Below are 19,839 nucleotides of genomic sequence, written 5' to 3'. Positions count from 1 at the left end.
TGTGGGATGTCGATGCGAGCTAGATGTTTTCCGGGCACGCATGATGGATACGGGCCGATCGAAGGCCAACGCAAAGCATATCGACAAAGGTGGGGAAACAGGTCATACCAGTTGCTCTAAGGCTGGCGTTCGCGCGACGACAGCGCAGCAGGGCGAGGAACGGGTTGTGACCGATAGTCAGCAAGAGCCGGAGGACGGTCTGCTTGGGCGAGTGCAGTCGCTGGTGCGGGCGTTCGGCATTCTCGATGAATTGGCCAAGAGCGACTATATGACGCTCAGTGACCTGTCCCGTGCCGTGGGCCTGCCGCGATCCACTACCCATCGCCTGCTGACGACCATGGAGGCGTTGCGCTATGTCGCTTTCGACCGGCGGAAAAATGGCTGGTCGGTCGGTGTCCAGGCCTTCACCGTGGGGGCGGTTTTCGCTCAGACGCGGGACTTGGGCCAGTTGGGTCACAGCATCATGCGGTCACTGATGTCGGAAGTGCAGCATTGCGTGAACATCGCCGTGCCCGAGGGGGCGGGTGTCTGTTATGTCGGCCAAGCCGCGACCAACGGTTTCCGCCAGACTGCTGCGCGGCCGGGTGCTGTGCTGCCGCTGCATAGCACGGCGTCGGGCAAGGTACTGATGGCACAATGGTCGCGGCCGGAGTTCGACCGCTATCTGGACAGCACGCCGATCAAGGCCCGCACCGCGCGCAGCATCATCGACGGCGACCGTTTGCGTAGCGAATTGGCGCAGATCAGGGCGCGCGGATATGCGCTGGACGACGAAGAGCATAGCGATGGCCTTCGCTGCGTCGCTGCTGTGGTCAAGGACCGCTACGGACTGCCCAAGGGGTCACTGTCGATTTCGGATCGGTCCTCTCATCTGACCCGCGCCCGGCTGGACGAGTTGGGGCCTGCGCTGATCAGCGCTGCGCAGCGGATGAGCGTGGAAATCGCGACACAGAGTTTCTGATCAGCCTGATCTGTCTAAATCCAGCCTTACCAGACATTTCGGATCACTTCTGCCGCTTCGGTGAACAGTAACGCCGTGGCGCACACCTGCGCGGCTGCGTGATAACGGAGGAAGAAACACCGGCGTAACAGCGCGGGCGGCAGGAGAGGGTGATGAAAGATATGAGATCCCATGTGCGCGACAGGCGTGTCGCGGTGGGATTGCTGGCGGCGGGCAGTCTGATGGCGGTTGGTGCGTCCGCACCGCAGCCGCAGAGCTTTTCCTTTGCGCTGACCAACATCTATGTCGCGGCTTACGAAGATGAAAAGGCGTGTCGCGCGCCGTCGCTCAGTTCGTCCGACCTGTTTCTAAAAACCCTGCCGCGCGCCGAGCGCGCGAAATATGAGGCGCCCGACAAGGTGCAGGAGTTGCACAATCTGATGGGCCAGCGGCTGGGCTTCAAAATGGTGCCTACGGGCAAGCCTTCCGGTTCCAATGGCAGCATGGCTCAACTGAGCGAAGCGGAACAGGAAGCCTTGCGCCAGAAATATCATATACCAAAGGGGAAGGGCACGGCTGCCTTCCTGGGCACCCGTTTTGCTTATGACAGCTGCACCAATCCGGAAGACTTCCCCTTCATGGAAAAGGGGAATGAGGATTATCGTGGGCCAATCGCCTACGGCATCGATCTGGACGGCCGCGCGAACAAGGACGATTATGTCAGCCCCGACAAGGCGCCGGGCGTTGATAATCAGCTGATCCGGGCGGTGGGATGCACTTTTTCCACGCGCGATTTCGGCACGCCCAAGGTGGCGGACGAGGTGATCACATCGATGTCGTCGCCCACGCTGGTCGAGGTCAGCGGCGTCGATGATCCGGTCAACGATGATGATGTGACGGTGCGCCTTTATGCCAGCGCCAATCCTTTGGAACTGTCGGGTGCGGGGAAGCCGCTTGCATGGGCCAGTCTGGATGTTGATCCGGATCGCCGCTTCATGGCGCAGGCCAAGGGGAAGATCCGCAACGGCGAACTGCTAACCGAACCGTTCGATTTAGGGTTGCGGCTACGTGAGCAGATCATCGACAGCTATCGCGAAGTCCGACAAGCGCGCATCCAGGCGAAGATCAAGCCGGGCGAAGCGATAGAGGGTGGCATTTACGGCTATCACACTTTGGCAAGCATCGAGGACAATTATCATCAATCGACTCAGGTGGGCGCCAATCTGACGCGCATGTCATGCCCCGCGCTGATTAAGGCGGTGCGCCGCTATGCCGATGCCTTCCCTGACACGAAGACGGGACGCAACACGGCCATTTCATCAGCTTTGCGGTTCAAGGGCGTGCCCGTCTTCCTGATCAAACCCCAGCAAGTGGCGCAAGGAGTGCAGCAGTGAGCGGGCTAGTGAATTCATCGCGCGTCCTTCGCGCGCTGTCCGTTGTCACGGCGCTCTGTTCCATCGGCGCAATCCTGATGGCCGCCAGCGCCGGACAGGCGGACGCGCCAGCGCAGCAGGCGCAGCAACCACAGGTGCCCAAGTTCCGGCGGCTGACCGAGGCGCAATATCGCGCGACCATCGCCGATATATTCGGGCCTGACATCAAAGTCAGCGGCCGGTTCGAACCCGACATGCGGGTCGGCGGTTTGCTGGCGGCCGGAACCAGCGCAGTGTCGCTCACCCCGGCGGGGGCGGAGCAATATGAGCAGATTGCGCGCGGCATCGCCGAACAGGTAGTCGATGCGAAACATCGCGACCGGCTGGTCGGCTGCGCGCCGTCGGCATCCGATCCGCAAGGCGCGGCCTGCGCGGCAGATTTCTTCAAGCGGGTGGGCCTCAGGATTTACCGACGGCCATTGACCGACGGGGAGGTGAAGCTTGCCGTCGCCCAGACGCTGGCGGCGGCGGCGACGGTGAAGGATTTTCACGGTGGGCTGGCGATCATGCTGACGGCTATGCTGTCGGACCTGCCCTTCCTCTTCCAGACCGACCGGGAGGTGGCCGACCCCAGTGCGCCGGGCGGCCGGACGATCGACGCTTGGTCGCGCGCCAGCAAGCTCAGCTACTTCCTGTGGAACAGCACGCCGGACGAACAATTATTGCAAGCGGCGGCGGACGGCAGCCTGATGACGCAGGCGGGGCTTGTCCGGCAGGTGGACCGGTTGATGGCGTCGCCCCGGTTTGAAACCGGCGTGCGGTCCTTCTTCGACGATTTCCTCCAGTTGGAGGGCATGATGTCGCTGTCGAAGGACGGGATCATCTACCCGGCGTTCCGTTCTTCGGCGGCGCCCGCCGCGCGGGAACAGACGCTGCGCACCATCACGACGCTGCTGGTTGAGGAAAACGGCGATTATCGTGACTTGTTCACCACCCGCCGGGTGGCGATGAACCGGCAGTTGAGCCCGCTCTATCGCGTACCCTATAGTCCGCGCGATTGGTCGATGACCACCTTGCCGGATCAGGACCCGCGTGTCGGGCTGCTGACGCAGATCAGCTTTCTGGCACTTCATTCCCATGAGGGGCGGTCTTCGCCCACGCTGCGCGGCAAGGCGCTGCGTGAAGTGCTGATGTGCGAACATGTGCCGACGCCGCCCGCCAATGTGAACTTCACTATCGTCCAGGATACGAGCAATCCTGCCTTTCGCACCACGCGCGAGCGATTGAAGGCGCATCTGGACGATGAGGAATGCGCGAGCTGCCATAAGCTGACTGACCCGATGGGGCTGACGCTCGACAGTTTCGATGGCGCTGGACAGTTTCGTTCTACCGAAAATGGCGTGCCGATCGACACGGCGGGCATGCTGGACAAAGTGTCGTTCACCGACAGCGCGGGTCTGGGTAAGGCTCTGCACGACAATCCCAAAGTGACGCAGTGCTTGGCGCAATCTGCATGGCGCTACGCGGCGGGGCGGTCGCTGCTTCCGTCCGAAGAACCTTTGACGACGCGCCTGCATGACGATTTCGCCCACGCCGGATTCCGTATCCGACCTCTGTTCAGGCGGATCGTCGTCGATCCCCAATTCTTCGCCGTCCGGGCGCCAGCAGTATCACGGCTCGCGGCCAAGCCATCTTCGGGAAGGAAAGGTTGATGACGCAGTTCGACAGGCGCGGCTTCTTGCTGCGCGGCATGCTTGGCGGTGGCGCGGTGGCGGTGGGCCTGCCGTTCCTCGACTATTTCCTGGACAATAATGGCGCCGCGGTAGCCGCGACCTATGGCGGCGGGCGTTTGCCGGTGCGCTTTGGCACATGGTTCTGGGGCTGCGGGATGATCCCCGATCGCTGGAACCCCAAAACCGCTGGCGCCAATTACGACCTCCCGCCTGAACTAGAGCCGATCAAGCCGGTGCAGGACAAGGTTTCCGTTCTTTCAGGCTTCGGTATCACCTTGGGCGGCAAAAGCAACCAGCCGCATATCTCGGGCAATGTGGGCCTTCGAACCGGGACGCCCAGCGACACATGGCAGCAGCTCGTCGGCCCGACATTCGACGTCAGCATCGCGGACGCGATCGGCGCGGGTACGCTGTTCCGCAGTCTGGAACTGAGTGCCGATGGCAACGCGCGCACCAGCTTTTCCTATCGTAGCGGGACGGAGATGAACCCCAGCGTCGCATCGCCCATGGAACTGTACCGCCGCATCTTCGGCGCGGATTTTCGCGATCCTAATGCAGCGGAATTCACCCCCGATCCCAAGGTGATGGCGCGTCGCAGCGTGCTGTCCGCCGTGACCGACGAACGGCGCCGGATGCTAGGCAAGCTGGGCGCGGAGGACAGGGCGCGGGTCGACAGCTATTTCACCTCCATCCGTGAAGTCGAAAACAAGCTGGCGCTGCAACTGGAAAAGCCACCCCCGGCAGAGGCGTGTATCGTGCCAGCGCAGCCTGCCGATCTGCCCGCCAGCACGGACGTGACCGCCCGCCAACAGTCGCACAAGCTGATGGCGGAACTGCTGGCGATGGCCGTCGCCTGCAACCAGACAAAGGTGTTCAACATGGTCTTTTCCACCGCCACTGCCGATCTGCGGCAGGCCGGATCGCCCACCGCCTATCATCAGGCCACGCATGAGGAACAGGTGGACCGGACAAAGGGCTATCAGCCGACAGTCGATGCCTTTTCCACGCAGAGCATGCAGGGATGGGCCGACTTCGTAACGGCAATGTCAGCGGTGAAGGAAGGGGACGGCACCTTGCTCGACAACATGCTGGTCGTTGCTCATTCCGAGGTCAGCTATGCAAAAAACCATGACGTGAATGGCATCCCGGTGATGTTGGCCGGACGTGCAGGCGGCAAAGTGAAGAGTGGCATACATATAGCAGGGCAGGGTGAACCGATTTCGCGCGTAGGCCTCACCATGCAGCAATTAATGGGGGTTCCCGTCGATGCCTGGGGCACTGACGCCATGCGGACGTCGCGCAGCTTATCGGAGATCATGGCATGAGGCGCGCCGCGATGATTGCCCTCTCCGCGCTGCTGGCAACAACGCCCGTTTACGCGCAGACTCAAGGTCAGCCTGCGATGTCAGGGTTCAGTTTCCTGTCGTTGGAGGTGGCCGATATGGGCCGCGCCCGATCCTTTTATGTCGATGCGCTTGGCATGAAGCCGGTCTTTACGATCAGCAAGCCGGGTGATCCTGCCGAAAAGATCGCATTCAATTTTTCCGGCGATCCCCGGTCCAGCGAACCGCTGCTGATCCTCATTCATTATGAAAAGCCGAAACCCACCCAGAACCGTTCGACGGGGGCGAAGGTCGGCATTCGGGTCAGTGACAGTCGGGCCGCCGCGCTGCGCGTGCAGAAGGCGGGCTTTCCCATCGTCAGGATCGCGGCGGCGGACGAGAAGGGGCCGGTGATAAATAACGTCGTGCGCGACGCCGATGGCGTAATCGTGGAACTTGTGCAATTGCGGGATGGTCAGTAGGGCGTGTCGGAAGGCGAGGCGAGCAGTGGCGAGCTCTGTTATGCCTCTTGGGGAACGACCTTCTCTCGCCTATTGTCAGCATTGCAGGAGACATTTATGGCCGATTCGAACGGTCAGGTGGCGGACTGTGCGCAGACAAGTTCGCCTGATTCTGCTTAAAATGCGGATTTTTTGATCGATCGCCGTCGGGGAATCGCGCCAAAGCTATTCCCTGCCGTCCGCCGCGCGTGTAATGGCGCGCTCGCAAGATCGCACGGAATGGAATGTGAATGGCTTACCCAAGCAAGCAAGGTTTATATGATCCCGGTAATGAGCATGATGCATGTGGCGTCGGCTTCATCGCCAACATAAAGGGATTAAAAACCCACGATATTGTTCTTCGTGGCTTGGACATTCTGCGCAATATCGACCATCGTGGCGCAGTCGGCGCGGACCCTTTGGTGGGTGATGGCGCGGGCATTTTGATTCAGATTCCTGATTCGCTGTATCGAAATTGGGCCACCGGCGCGGGCATCGATCTGCCGCAGCCAGGCGATTATGGCGTTGCCATGTGCTTCCTGCCGCGTGACGGGGATGCCCAAGCCGCCGCCGTGCAGCAGCTTGAGCGATTTATCCTGAAGGAAGGCCAGGTCCTGCTGGGTTGGCGCGACGTGCCGGTGACGCTCGACGGGCTGGGCCAGACTGTGCTGGACGAGATGCCGACCATCCGTCAGTGCTTCGTCGGCCGAGGCGTCGGAACGAAGGATCAGGACGCGTTCGAGCGCAAGCTGCTCGCCATCCGCAAGCAGACGCAAAATCCGCTTAAGGAACTGTCGCAGAAGCAAGGGCTGGAGGCGCTGGCCGACTTCTACGTGCCGTCCTTTTCCACCCGCACGGTCGTCTACAAAGGGCTGTTGCTGTGCGATCAGGTCGGCAGCTTCTACGACGATCTGCGCAATCCGCTGACCCAGTCGGCGTTGGCACTCGTCCATCAGCGCTTTTCGACCAACACCTTCCCCTCATGGAAGCTCGCGCACCCCTATCGCTTCATTGCCCATAATGGCGAGATCAACACGGTTCGCGGCAATGTGAACTGGATGAACGCGCGTCGGCGCACGCTCGAATCCCCGCTGCTGGGCGCCGACCTCGACAAGATGTGGCCGCTGATCCCGCATGGTCAGTCGGACACTGCCTGCCTCGACAATGCGCTGGAACTGCTGGTCGCCGGTGGATACCCGCTGGCGCAGGCGGTCATGATGCTGATCCCGGAGGCATGGGCGGGTAACCCGCTGATGGATCCCAAGCGCAAGGCTTTCTACGAATATTTCGCCGCCCTGATGGAACCGTGGGATGGCCCCGCCGCCATCGCTTTCACCGACGGCCGCCAGATTGGTGCGACACTGGACCGCAACGGCCTGCGCCCGGCGCGCTTCATCGTGACAGATGACGATCATATCGTCCTGGCATCGGAAAGTGGCGTCCTGCCCTTCAAGGAAGAAAATATCGTCCGCAAGTGGCGGCTTCAGCCGGGCAAGATGCTGCTCATCGACCTGGAGCAGGGCCGCATCATCGAGGACGAGGAGATCAAGGCCCAACTCGCGGACGAACATCCCTATGAGGAGTGGCTGAAGGAAACGCAGTATAAGCTGGAAGAACTGCCCGCCACCCTTGGCGAGGACCTGCTGCCATCGCGCGGCAACGACGCGGCGGCGTTCCTCGATCGCCAGCAGGCGTTCGGCTACACCCAGGAAGACGTGCTGAAGTTCCTGGAGCCGATGGCGCGCAATGCGGAAGACCCGATCGGGTCGATGGGCATCGACACGCCCATCGCCGTGCTCAGCCAAAAATCGCGGCTGCTCTACGATTATTTCAAGCAGAATTTCGCCCAGGTCACCAACCCGCCCATCGACCCGATCCGCGAGGAGCTGGTTATGAGCCTGGTGTCGATGATCGGGCCGCGTCCGAACCTGCTTGGCCATCACGCGGGCACGCACAAGCGGCTGGAAACTCTTCAGCCGGTGCTGACCGACGCGGATCTCGCCAAGATTCGCGGCATCCATGATGCGCTGGACGGCGCGTTCCGCACGCAGACGATCGACATCAGCTGGCCGACGACGGAAGGAGCCGCCGGCCTGGAGCGCGCGCTCGATCGCATCTGCAACGAAGCGACCGAAGCGGTGCTCGCGGATCAGAACATTCTCATCCTGTCCGACCGCAACGTTTCAGCCGAGCGCATCGGCATCCCGGCCGCGTTGGCAACCGCAGCAGTCCACCATCACCTCATCCGTCAGGGCCTGCGCATGCAGACCGGCCTGGTTGTAGAGACGGGCGAAGCGCGCGAAGTGCATCATTTCTGCGTCCTCGCCGGCTATGGCGCGGAGGCGGTGAACCCCTATCTCGCGTTCGAGACGCTTGAGCAGATCCGCGTGAAGCAGAACCTGCCGCTGTCCGCCTACGAAGTTCAGAAGAACTACATCAAGGCGGTCGGCAAGGGCATATTGAAGGTCATGTCCAAGATGGGCATTTCGACCTATCAAAGCTATTGCGGCGCACAGATATTCGACGCGGTCGGCCTCAATTCTGCCGTCCTGGAACGCTATTTCACCGGCACCGCGACCACCATCGAGGGCATCGGCCTTGCCGAGATCGCGGAGGAAACGGTCAATCGTCATCGCGAGGCGTTCGGCGACAATCCGATCTACCGCAACATGCTGGATGTGGGTGGCGCCTATGCCTATCGCGTCCGTGGCGAGGAACATGCCTGGACGCCGCAGAGCGTCGCTTCGCTCCAGCATGCGGTGCGCGGCAACAATCCGAAGGAATATGAAGCCTTCGCCGCGTCTATCAATGAACAGAATGAGCGGCTGCTGACCATTCGCGGTCTGATGAAGTTCAAGTTCGCGGATCAGGCTATTCCGCTTGATGAAGTCGAACCGGCGAGTGCCATCGTGAAGCGGTTTGCGACCGGCGCGATGAGCTATGGGTCGATCAGCTGGGAAGCCCATACCACGCTGGCGGTCGCCATGAACCGGATCGGCGGCAAGTCGAACACGGGCGAGGGTGGTGAGGACCCCAAGCGGTTCAAGCCGCTGCCCAATGGCGATTCCATGCGCTCCGCGATCAAGCAGGTGGCTTCCGGTCGCTTCGGCGTGACCACCGAATATCTGGTCAATGCCGACGATGTGCAGATCAAGATGGCGCAGGGTGCAAAGCCCGGCGAAGGTGGTCAGCTGCCCGGTGACAAGGTCGACAAGACCATCGGCAAAACACGTCACTCGACGCCGGGCGTGGGCCTAATCTCCCCGCCGCCGCACCATGACATCTATTCGATCGAGGATCTGGCGCAGCTGATCCACGACCTGAAGAACGTCAATCCGGGCGCCCGCATCTCGGTCAAGCTGGTGTCGGAAGTCGGCGTCGGCACGGTCGCGGCGGGCGTCAGCAAGGCGCGGGCAGACCATGTCACTATCTCGGGCTATGAAGGCGGCACAGGCGCGTCGCCGCTGACGTCGCTGACCCATGCGGGTAGCCCCTGGGAAATCGGCCTCGCCGAAACCCAGCAGACGCTGCTGCTCAACGGCCTGCGCACCCGCATAGCCGTGCAGGTCGATGGCGGTCTTCGAACCGGCCGTGACGTTGCCATCGGCGCGTTGCTCGGCGCGGATGAATTCGGTTTTGCCACCGCTCCGCTGATCGCGGCGGGCTGCATCATGATGCGCAAGTGCCATCTTAACACCTGCCCGGTCGGCGTCGCGACCCAGGACCCCGAACTGCGCAAGCGTTTCACGGGCCAGCCGGAACATGTGATCAACTATTTCTTCTTCGTGGCGGAAGAACTGCGCACGATCATGGCGCAGCTGGGCTTCCGCACGATCGAGGAAATGGTCGGCCGCGTCGACCGGCTCGACATGCGCGATGCCATCGATCACTGGAAAGCGAAGGGCGTCGACCTCAGCCGCTTGCTCCATCAGGTCGCGCCGGATCAGAATCTCGTCCTGCGCAACACCGAAGGCCAGGACCATGGTCTGGATGCCGCGCTTGATCAGGAATTGATCAAGGCGTCGATGGACGCGCTGGAAAGGCGCGACCCGGTTCGCATCGAACGGCCGATCCGTAACGTCAACCGCACCGTCGGCGCGATGCTATCGGGCGAGGTTGCCCGTCGCTTTGGCCATGCCGGTCTGCCCGACAACAGCATCCTGGTGAAGCTTCAGGGCGTTGCGGGTCAAAGCTTCGGCGCTTTCCTGGCGCACGGCGTGACGCTGGACCTGACCGGCGATGCGAACGACTATGTCGGCAAGGGCCTGTCCGGTGGTCGCATTATCGTCCGCCCGCCAGCGGATACGAAGCGCGTCCCCACCGACAATATCATCGTCGGCAACACCGTCCTCTATGGCGCCATTTCCGGTGAAGCCTTCTTTAGCGGCGTGGGTGGTGAACGTTTCGCGGTTCGCAACTCGGGCGCGATCGCCGTCGTCGAGGGCGTAGGTGATCATGGCTGCGAATATATGACCGGCGGTGTGGTCGTCGTGCTGGGGCAAACCGGCCGCAACTTCGCGGCGGGCATGTCGGGCGGCATCGCTTATGTCTACGATCCCGACGGCAGCTTCCGGTCGAAGGTCAACCCCGCGATGGTCGATGTTGATCCGGTCCCGGCAATGGCTTCGGATGACGATGGCCTTGGCCGTCCGCTGCAACGCGGCGTGGACGTCAATGACTGGGGCATGGGCGACATGCTGCGCCACGACGCCGACCGCCTGCGCATCCTGCTCGAACGGCATAAGCTGTACACGGGTTCGGAACGCGCCGAGGCGCTGCTGGCCGACTGGCAGGGCACGCTTGCGAACTTCGTCCGGGTCATGCCGAAAGATTATCGCAAGGCTCTGCAGAGCATGGAAGATGAACGTGTTGCCGTAGCCCCCGTGGCCGCCGAATAGGCTTCATGGGGTGAGGGCATACTCCCTCGCATGCGACAAGATTGAGAAGTTTGGAGAAAGAGTTTGGGCAAGCCCACCGGTTTCCTCGAGGTTGAGCGCAAAGAACGCAGCTACACCGCGCCCGAAGAGCGTCTGAAGCATTGGAACGAGTTCATCGTTCCGCTGTCGAAGGAAGAGATCCGCGACCAGGCCGCTCGCTGCATGGCCTGCGGCATTCCCTTCTGTCACAATGGCTGTCCGGTGAACAATATCATTCCGGACTGGAACCACCTCGTCTATGAAGACGATTGGAAGACGGCGCTGGAAACGCTGCATAGCACCAATAACTTCCCGGAATTCACCGGCCGCGTCTGCCCCGCGCCATGCGAGGCGAGCTGCACGCTGAACATCGTCGACTCTCCGGTTACCATCAAGTCGATCGAATGCGAAATCGTCGATCGCGGTTGGCGTGAAGGCTGGATCGAACCGCAGCTGCCTGCGCGCAAGACCGGCAAGCGCGTCGCCGTCGTCGGCTCTGGCCCCGCTGGCCTTGCCTGCGCGCAGCAGCTTGCCCGCGCTGGTCACACTGTGACCGTGTTCGAAAAGAATGACCGGGTCGGTGGATTGCTGCGCTACGGCATTCCTGACTTCAAGATGGAAAAGCACCTGATCAACCGCCGCGCCCAGCAGATGGAAGCGGAAGGAGTCGAATTCCGTACTTCGACCGAAATCGGCGTCGCCATCTCGATGGACGCGCTGCGCAGCAATTATGACGCCGTGGTTCTGTCCGGTGGCGCCGAACATCCCCGCACGCTGGACATTCCCGGAAGCGAGTTGGCTGGCGTGCGGCTGGCGATGGAATTCCTGACGCAGCAGAACAAGCGCAATGCGGGCGACGATGAACTGCGTGCCGCGCCGCGCGGCACCTTGTCCGCGCAGGGCAAGCATGTCGTCGTCATCGGCGGCGGTGACACCGGTTCGGATTGTGTCGGCACCTCCAACCGGCAGGGCGCCGCTTCGGTCACCCAACTGGAGATCATGCCAAAGCCGCCCGAGAGGGAGGAAAAATCGCTTAGCTGGCCCAATTGGCCGCTCAAGTTGCGCACGTCTTCCTCTCATCAGGAAGGGTGCGATCGCGACTGGGCGGTCACCACCCGGCGGGCAATCGGCAAGAACGGCCAGATCGAGGCGCTCGAATGCGTGCGCGTCGAATGGGTTGACGGTAAGATGCAGGAAATCGCGGGCAGCGAGTTCCAGCTGAAGGCCGACCTCGTCCTGCTGGCGATGGGCTTCGTTGGCCCTCGCAAGGCGGGCATGGTTGAACAGTCCGGTGCTGACCTCGATGCGCGCGGCAATGTGAAGGCCAATATGATCGACTATGCCACCAGCCAGTCGTCGGTGTTCGCCTGTGGCGACATGCGCCGTGGCCAATCGCTGGTCGTCTGGGCCATTCGGGAGGGCCGACAGTGCGCTCGCGCAGTCGATCTACACCTGATGGGCGTCAGCGACCTTCCTCGTTAAGCGCTGAAGGCAATTGCGACGGTGAAAGGCTCCGAAGGACGGGGCCAATGATCCGCGTCACCCCGGCAAGGCCTCGACCCGATCGCCATACGTCGCTGCTCGCCTGCTCTTGAGTGAGGGGGCAGCGGCGTTTGAATGGCGGCAGGGGCCGGGGCTTTGTGTTTAACCCCTGTGAGTTGGCGACGAACGGATAGCCTCCTCTATAATGAGGACCAGCGGCCTTCCGGAGTTTCGCGTCGATGGTCTTCAGATGGTTCTACATCAGCGCCAGCCGGCTCGCGGAGGATGAGGCCGATGAACTGGTCGCGGATATCGTCAAGGATTCCGTCCCGCGCAATCACCGCCTTCATGTTACGGGCGCACTCCTGTTTACCGGCCGCAGTTTCGCGCAATATCTTGAAGGGCCAGCAGACGGCGTGGACGCGTTGCAGCGTCTCATCGTCGATGACTTGAGGCACGAAAATATTCGCACCATCGCCGAAGGCGTCTATCCCCACCGACGGTTCGTCACCTGGTCGCTGGCTTATTTCGTACCTGCTCAAACGAATTATCCGGAAGTTGAGCAGCTGTTGAGGGAAGCTGCCGATGATCCTGTAAACTGCGCAGAAGCACTCGCCCGGTTCATGTCCGAAACGGCCATGATGGGCCGGGGATAATATGCTGCGGATTCCTCATCGACGCTGCATCGATCAGCGCCATTTCCTGCCACACGGGATGCTCAGGCACCTCCCATGACAAAGTTGTAATCTGCCGACCATGCGTCTGTTAGGCCAAGCCAGCTATCCCGTACGGCGGCTCACATGGTGGCCACGTAAGTGAGAGGCGGCGCTCACCCCTGTTGCGTCGCCTCTCCAGTCGGATGGGCGAACGATGCACAGGCCAGTTTTCTACGATGCCACCGGCCGCAGGCGCCGCTTGACGCTCCCAGCCCTATTCTGCCTGATCATGGTCATTCTCGCCGCCGGAATGGCCTTTGCCTATACCATCATCAATGTGCCCATTCCGCCCGCCGTTCCTTTGCAAATGGAGCGCCGCCGTCCGGAAGGCATCGGCCAGCGCCTGAACCATTTCCAGGCCACGGTTCGCCATCGCCTGTCAGAATGGCTGCCGCACCGCGGCCAGGGCGCCGCTGGTAAGGCTGTCAGCGTTGCCTTCTATGTACCATGGGACGACGCAAGCCGGGCGTCTTTGCGCCAGCATATTGGCCAGATCGACTGGGTGGCCCCGACCTTGCTGTCTGTTACCGGCCCGCGCCATGATCTGCGCGTCACGAATGATCCGGTCTTCACGTCGCTCATTCGTACCTCGGCTCATCGCCCGCGTGTCATGCCGGTCGTGCAGAATGCCGATGATGGCGATTGGGATGGTGCCGGGACGTCGGCGCTGCTGCACGACCGCGCGGCGCGGAAGGCGCTGCTCCTGCGATTGGCTCAGTCGCTGAAGGCGCTCAAAGCATCAGGGGTCATATTCGATCTGGAAGCGCTACCGCCGAACGCGCACGCCGATTATCTGTCGTTCCTCAAGGAAGCAGGACAACTGCTGCACAGTCAAAATCAGCAGGTGATGCTGACCGTGCCCGTGGATGACGCGCGTTGGAACCTGCGTGCCTATGCGCGTGTGGCCGACCGCCTTTTCCTGATGGCCTATGACCAGCATTTCATCGGCGATCAGCCGGGTCCGATTGCCGCGCAGCCTTGGCTCGTTGCTCGTTTGCGGGCCGCGCTGCACCAAGTTCCGGCATCCAAGGCGATCGTGGCGATCGGCAACTATGCCTATGACTGGAAGGAAGGCAGCGGCCCGGCTTCGATCCGGTCGATCGAGGATGCATGGCTGACGGCGCATGACTCCGGCGCTCCGATCCGCTTTGACGGCAGGAGCGGCAACGCGACCTTCGACTATGCCGAGGATGGCGCTGTCCATCATGTCTGGATGCTTGACGCGGCTAGCGCTTGGAACCAGGTGCGCGCCGCGCGGATCACGGGCGCGGGCGGGATCGCGCTGTGGCGCCTGGGGTCGGAGGACCCTGGCTTCTGGTCCGCGCTCGCTGGAAAGAAGGGCAAGGTGGAGGGGCTCGGACGGCTGACCAGCTTCAATTCCGTCGATGTCGAGGGCAATGGCGAAATCCTGCGGATCGATGATGTGCCCACCATCGGTCATCGAACGGTGCGCATCGGTTCAGGGCCGCTAAGCGGGCTGATTATCGACGAACATTATGCCAGTCTGCCTACTCCTTATGTCATTCGGCGGACGGGCTACCGCCCGCATATGGTGGCGTTGACCTTCGATGATGGGCCGGACGCGGTGTGGACGCCGCCGATCCTTGACATATTGAAGCGCGCGCACGTGCCTGCCACCTTCTTCGTCATAGGCGAAAATGCGATCATGCATCCTTCGCTGCTGCGCGAGATCATTGCGCAGGGCAGCGAAATCGGCAGCCATAGCTATACCCACCCCAATCTGGCCCAGGTCTCGCCACGCGGCGTTTCGCTGGAACTGAACAGCACACAGCGGCTGGTGGAAGCCTATACGGGCCGGGCCATGCGCCTATTCCGCGCACCTTATTTCGGAGACGCAGAACCCACCAGCGCGGATGAGATTGGTCCCGCGCTGGAGGCCCAGCGCGCCGGTTATCTGAATGTCGGCCTGCATGTCGATCCGGGCGATTGGACGCGGCCGGGCGTCGATGCAATCGTCGATCGCACGGTTCAGCAGGTTGAGGCCGGGGACGCTGAACGCTCTGCACAGGTTGTTCTGCTACACGACAGCGGCGGGGATCGGGCGCAGACGGTCGCGGCCTTGCCCCGCATCATCAAGCGGCTGGAGGCGAAGGGCTATCGCTTCGTCACCATATCCACCCTCGCAGGGCTGACAACGGACAAGGTGATGCCACGGATCGGCGGGGCCGATTTGGCGGCAGTGCGGATCGACGTTGCGGTCTTCCTTGTGCTGGCCGCGATCGCCGCGGCGCTTAAATGGCTGTTCTTCGCGGTCATCTTGTTCGGCATCGGCCGGGCGCTGATGCTGGCGGCGCTGGCGCTTGGTAGCCGCCTGCGTTCCAACCGGGTGGAACCGCCAGCGATGCAGTCCAACACTTTTGTGTCGGTGATTATCCCTGCCTTCAATGAAGCCAAGGTAATTGAGGCGTCGGTGCGCCGCGTGCTGGCAAGCGAGCAGGTGACGCTGGACGTCATTGTCGTGGACGATGGCTCCACGGACGGAACGAGCGCGATCGTCACGCGCGTTTTCGCCGGGGACGAACGCGTCCGGCTGCTTACCCTCACCAATGGCGGCAAGGCTGCGGCACTCAACCGCGCGCTGGAGTTGGCGCGCGCCCCGATCATCGTAGCGCTTGATGCAGACACGCAGTTCGAACCCCTGACCATCGCCCGGCTCGCCCGCTGGTTCGCCGATGAGGATGTGGGCGCGGTGGCGGGCAATGCGATGGTCGGCAACCGCGTGAACCTCGTCACTCGCTGGCAGGCGGTGGAGTATGTGACCGCGCAGAATCTGGAGCGGCGGGCGCTGGCGCGGTTCGGCGCGATCACGGTCGTGCCGGGTGCGGTCGGCGCATGGCGGCGGGCGGCGCTGGATGAGGTGGGTGGCTATCCGCTCGACACGCTGGCGGAGGATCAGGATCTGACGATCGCGGTCCAGCGTGCGGGCTGGTTGGTCGCCTATGACACCGAAGCCGTCGCTTGGACCGAAGCGCCCGAAAGCTTCCGCGCGCTTGCCAAGCAGCGATTCCGTTGGGCTTATGGCACGTTGCAATGCCTGTGGAAGCATCGCGGCATCTGGCGCGATGGCAAGCCAGCGGGATTGAGCTGGGTCGGATTGCCGCAGGCCTGGCTGTTCCAGATCGGCTTTGCACTGGTGTCGCCGATCATCGACCTGGCCCTGATCGTCAGCAGCATCGATACGGCGGTGCGCATCCATCAGCATGGCTGGGCGCAGACGCAAACCGATGTGCTGCGCATGGGTCTCTATTGGCTCGCCTTCTGCGCCATCGACGTGCTGTGCGGCGCTGTCGCCTACAGGCTCGAACCGCGCGAGCGGCGCTATCCTGCCTTGCTGTTGGTGGCACAGCGCTTTGTCTATCGCCAGATCATGTACGGCGTCGTCATCCGTGCCACCGCGACCGCGATATTAGGGCCATGGGTCGGATGGGGTAAGTTGGAGCGGAGCGGCCGGGTGCAGGCATCGGGCGGCGCGGCAGAGGATATGGCGGCATGGAACAAGGCGGCGTGAAATCGCTGACGCACACATTGCTGCTGTTGTGCGGCGCCATTGTCCTGTCCTTCTGGTATCTGGGATATGTGGGCGGGCATCTGTTCGACGTCATGCCTGCCAAGGCCGGGCAGAAGGCGGATCGGCATGCGGTCGCGCTTTACCTGTCTGGTGACATGGGTTTCCATGCGGGACTTGGTCCGGCGATTGCCGATCGGCTGACGGACCATGGCATCCCCGTGGTCGCCGAGAACAGCCTGCACTTCTTCCGCGTCCGCCGCACGCCTGAGCAAACCGGCGCAATGATAGCCGATGGGTTGCGGCGCGCGATCGCGATTGATCCTCAAGCCCGGCTGCTGCTGCTAGGCCAGTCCTTCGGGGCCGATGTCATCGCGCCATCCCTGCCCTATGTGCCGAATGAACTGCGCCGTCGGATCGCCTTTGTCGGCCTGATCGTTCCGGGCGGGACACGCGAGTGGCGCGCGTCCCCTTCGGAAATATTCTCGATCGGTGAGCCGGAAGAAGATGCCTCTCTCGCGGGTCGCAAATTGAGTTGGGTGCCGCTGCTCTGCATCCATGGCTCGGAGGAACGGTCGAGTCTTTGCCCTTCGCTGCGCCAGCTCAACGCGACGACCGTCCGCCTGCCCGGTGGACATCAGCTGCACCATGATGCGGACAGGGCGAGCGCGATATTGTTGCGGGCGATAGACCGGACGCTGGCCTCGCCCGTCCATCCGGCATAGCGCTATGATCGCGGCGCTCTCCTCTGCCAGACATAGGCGCGCCCTTTCCGTCGCGCTCCTCCTGCTGATGATGGGCTTAGGGTTGGCGATGGTGTTCCACCTCCTGTCCGAGGTGCATGGCCATGACCTGCGCGGCGCGATCCGGGCCATCACGCCGGGCGCGCTCGCTGGTGCATTGGCGCTGACGATCCTCAGCTATCTTTCGCTGACGCTGTATGACCATATGGCGCTGCGCATCATCGGCAAACGGATCGCCTGGCGCACCGCGGCGCTCGCATCCTTTTGCAGCTACACGCTCAGCCACAATCTGGGGCTTTCGCTGCTGACCGGCGGATCTGCGCGCATGCGCATCTATGGCGCGGCGGGATTGGGACCGGGCGATGTCGCCCGAGTGATTGCGTCGGCCAGCCTGTCCTTCTGGGGCGGGGTGGTGACGATGGCGGCGCTGTTCCTGGCTGTCGATCCGATGCCGATCGCCATCAAGGCGTTCCCCATTGATGCCTCGGCTCTTCAACTGTTTGGTTTTTGCATGCTCGCAGGAGTCGCGGTGGCATTGGCGGCGCTAAGACGGGCGCCGCATCCCGTCCGGCTATTCGGATGGACCCTCATGCTGCCATCGCGCGGACAGGCGGCGGCACAGATTGGAATTGCCTGTGTCGACCTCACGCTGTCGAGCGCGGCGCTGTTTGTGCTTCTCCCTCATATCGCCATCACGCTGTTTCCGGCCTTCTTCCTGGCCTATACGCTGGGCATCATCATCGCATTGATCAGCCATGTGCCAGGCGGCGTCGGGCTGTTCGAGGCCGTGGTCCTCGCTACCGTCCCGCAGGTCGCGCGGCCTTCGCTGTTCGCCGCGCTGCTCGCCTATCGGCTGGTTTATTATTTGCTGCCCTTGGCGGCAGCGGCATTTCTCATAGTCTTGCATGAACGACATGCATGGCAAAGCCCGGTTCGACGCGTCCTTAGTGGTGCGGAAAGTCTGGGTCGGGAGATTGCTCCTGCGGTTCTGGCCATGCTGGTGGCGGCCGGCGGGATCGTCCTGCTGGTGTCCGGATCGCTGCCTGCCATACCGGCCCGGTTCAGGGCCGTGAGCAGCATCCTTCCCATGCCCTTTGTTGAGGCGTCGCACCTGGCCGCCAGCATGATCGGGGCGATGTTGGTGCTGCTCGCATCGGGCCTCTACCGATGGCAGGATGGCGCATTCTGGCTGACCCGGCTGCTGCTGCTGGCGGGCGCTGGCTTCTCCCTGATGAAGGGACTGGATTATGAGGAAGCGGCCGTCCTGATCGTCATTACCGGCCTGCTGCAATGGAGCCGTCCCGCCTTTTACCGCAAGACCAGCCTGACCTCCGCTATGCTTGCGCCGGGCTGGATCATTGCCCTGGCGGTGGCGATCGTCATTTCGGTCTGGATCGGCTTTTTCGCCTTCAAGCATGTCGATTATCAGAATGAACTATGGTGGCAGTTCGGTCGGCATCATGACGCATCTCGCTTCCTGCGCGCCGCCCTTGCGACCGGTGTCCTGCTGATTTGGGCGGCCTTGTGGCAGTTGCTCCGTCCGGCATCGCCCTTCGCCGGGCCGGTCATCTCGACCCGCCCCAGCCAGGAGGCGCTGGCGTCCGCCCGGAAAACCGACGCGTTCCTGTCGCTGACCGGTGATAAGCTGTTCCTGACGTCCCCATCGGGCAGGGCGTTCCTGATGTATCAGATTCAGGGGCATAGCTGGATTGTCATGAGCGACCCGGTTGGGGACCCGAGCGAATGGGGCGGCCTGCTTTGGGAATTGCGTGAGCGGGCGGACGCAGCGCAGGGGCGGCTTCTGCTTTATCAGCTCAGCCTTGATGGCCTGCCCCTTGCCATCGATCTTGGCCTGTCGCTCGTCAAATATGGGGAGGAGGCACGCATCGATCTGTCCCGCTTCACGATTGACGGACCCAAGGGCAAGCCATTCCGCCACGCGTTACGCCGAGCCGAAGGGGAAGGCGTGACCTTCGAGATCGTGCCCGCCGCTGACGTCGCTCTGCTGATCGATGAGCTGGAAGCGGTGTCGCGCCGCTGGCTCAAAGCCAAGGGGGGTGCCGAAAAAGCGTTCAGCGTCGGCCGGTTTGACCTGCCCTACTTGCAGCGTTTTGATTGTGCGGTCGTGCGGCGGGAGGGCAGGATCATCGCCTTTGCGAACATATGGGCCACCGCCGATCATGGCGAACTGTCCGTGGACCTGATGCGGCATGATGCTGATATGCCCGCGGGCATGATGGACTTCCTCTTTTGCCGCCTCATGCTTTGGGGAAAGGCGCAAGGCTATCGCTGGTTCACGCTCGGCATGGCGCCGCTTTCGGGTCTGGAGGCGCGTCGACTCTCGCCCATTTGGGTGAAAGCGGGAGCGCTGATTTTCAAGCATGGGGGCAGCCTCTACGGCTTCAAGGGCCTCCGCGCCTACAAGGCGAAGTTCACACCGTCTTGGGAGCCGCGCTTCATCGCCGGGCCGCAGGGGTTGTCGATGCTGCGGGCCATGCTGGACCTTCAGCGCCTTATCGAAGGCGGGCCAAGGAGCGCCGTCAGCCGAATGCGGAATGCTGGACGGAGGGCTTCGGATGTCCGATAGG

11 protein-coding genes are annotated in these 19,839 nt (G+C 62.4%); all 11 read left to right on the top strand.

All coding sequences use genetic code 11. From position 1 onward, the window contains the following. Window positions 1-40 precede the first annotated feature (40 nt). The 11 genes from AC6JBC_RS15930 (at window position 41) to mprF (ending at window position 19,838) form a co-directional block, all read left to right on the top strand. Window positions 41-961 carry an IclR family transcriptional regulator gene (locus AC6JBC_RS15930; RefSeq protein ID WP_498026449.1) on the top strand — a complete coding sequence of 307 codons (921 nt, stop codon included), beginning with the start codon at window positions 41-43 and terminating at the stop codon, window positions 959-961. Between the two features lie 152 nt (window positions 962-1,113). After that, complete coding sequence (locus AC6JBC_RS15925; RefSeq protein WP_498026448.1) at window positions 1,114-2,334, top strand: hypothetical protein; 1,221 nt, start codon at window positions 1,114-1,116, stop codon at window positions 2,332-2,334. Then, complete coding sequence (locus tag AC6JBC_RS15920) at window positions 2,331-4,025, top strand: DUF1592 domain-containing protein (protein ID WP_498026447.1); 1,695 nt, start codon at window positions 2,331-2,333, stop codon at window positions 4,023-4,025. The genes AC6JBC_RS15925 and AC6JBC_RS15920 overlap by 4 nt, the downstream gene beginning before the upstream one ends. Next, a complete protein-coding gene (locus AC6JBC_RS15915; protein ID WP_498026446.1) occupies window positions 4,025-5,371 on the top strand; it encodes a DUF1552 domain-containing protein in 1,347 nt (448 codons plus the stop codon). The genes AC6JBC_RS15920 and AC6JBC_RS15915 overlap by 1 nt, the downstream gene beginning before the upstream one ends. Beyond that, window positions 5,368-5,850 (top strand): VOC family protein, encoded by a 483-nt coding sequence (locus AC6JBC_RS15910; protein ID WP_498026445.1) that lies wholly within the window; start codon window positions 5,368-5,370, stop codon window positions 5,848-5,850. Before AC6JBC_RS15915 ends, AC6JBC_RS15910 begins: the two co-directional genes overlap by 4 nt. A gap of 269 nt (window positions 5,851-6,119) precedes the next feature. Further along, window positions 6,120-10,766, top strand: coding sequence for a glutamate synthase large subunit (gene gltB, locus AC6JBC_RS15905; protein WP_498026444.1), 4,647 nt, complete (start codon window positions 6,120-6,122; stop codon window positions 10,764-10,766). 63 nt (window positions 10,767-10,829) lie between these two features. Next, entirely contained in the window at window positions 10,830-12,266 is a 1,437-nt protein-coding gene (locus AC6JBC_RS15900) for a glutamate synthase subunit beta (RefSeq protein WP_498026443.1), read from the top strand. 239 nt (window positions 12,267-12,505) lie between these two features. Next, a complete protein-coding gene (locus AC6JBC_RS15895; protein ID WP_498026442.1) occupies window positions 12,506-12,922 on the top strand; it encodes a BLUF domain-containing protein in 417 nt (138 codons plus the stop codon). A gap of 214 nt (window positions 12,923-13,136) precedes the next feature. Continuing rightward, a complete protein-coding gene (locus AC6JBC_RS15890; protein WP_498026441.1) occupies window positions 13,137-16,511 on the top strand; it encodes a glycosyltransferase in 3,375 nt (1,124 codons plus the stop codon). Further along, on the top strand, window positions 16,493-17,233 hold the full coding sequence (locus AC6JBC_RS15885; RefSeq protein ID WP_498026440.1) for an AcvB/VirJ family lysyl-phosphatidylglycerol hydrolase: 741 nt from the start codon (window positions 16,493-16,495) through the stop codon (window positions 17,231-17,233). The genes AC6JBC_RS15890 and AC6JBC_RS15885 overlap by 19 nt, the downstream gene beginning before the upstream one ends. Window positions 17,234-17,237: 4 nt before the next feature. Beyond that, a complete protein-coding gene (mprF, locus tag AC6JBC_RS15880) occupies window positions 17,238-19,838 on the top strand; it encodes a bifunctional lysylphosphatidylglycerol flippase/synthetase MprF (RefSeq protein WP_498026439.1) in 2,601 nt (866 codons plus the stop codon). The last annotated feature ends 1 nt before the right edge of the window (window position 19,839 follow it).

It is taken from the genome of Sphingobium sp. RC1 (genome assembly GCF_059738765.1).
This window is presented reverse-complemented; position numbering and strand designations above follow the sequence as displayed.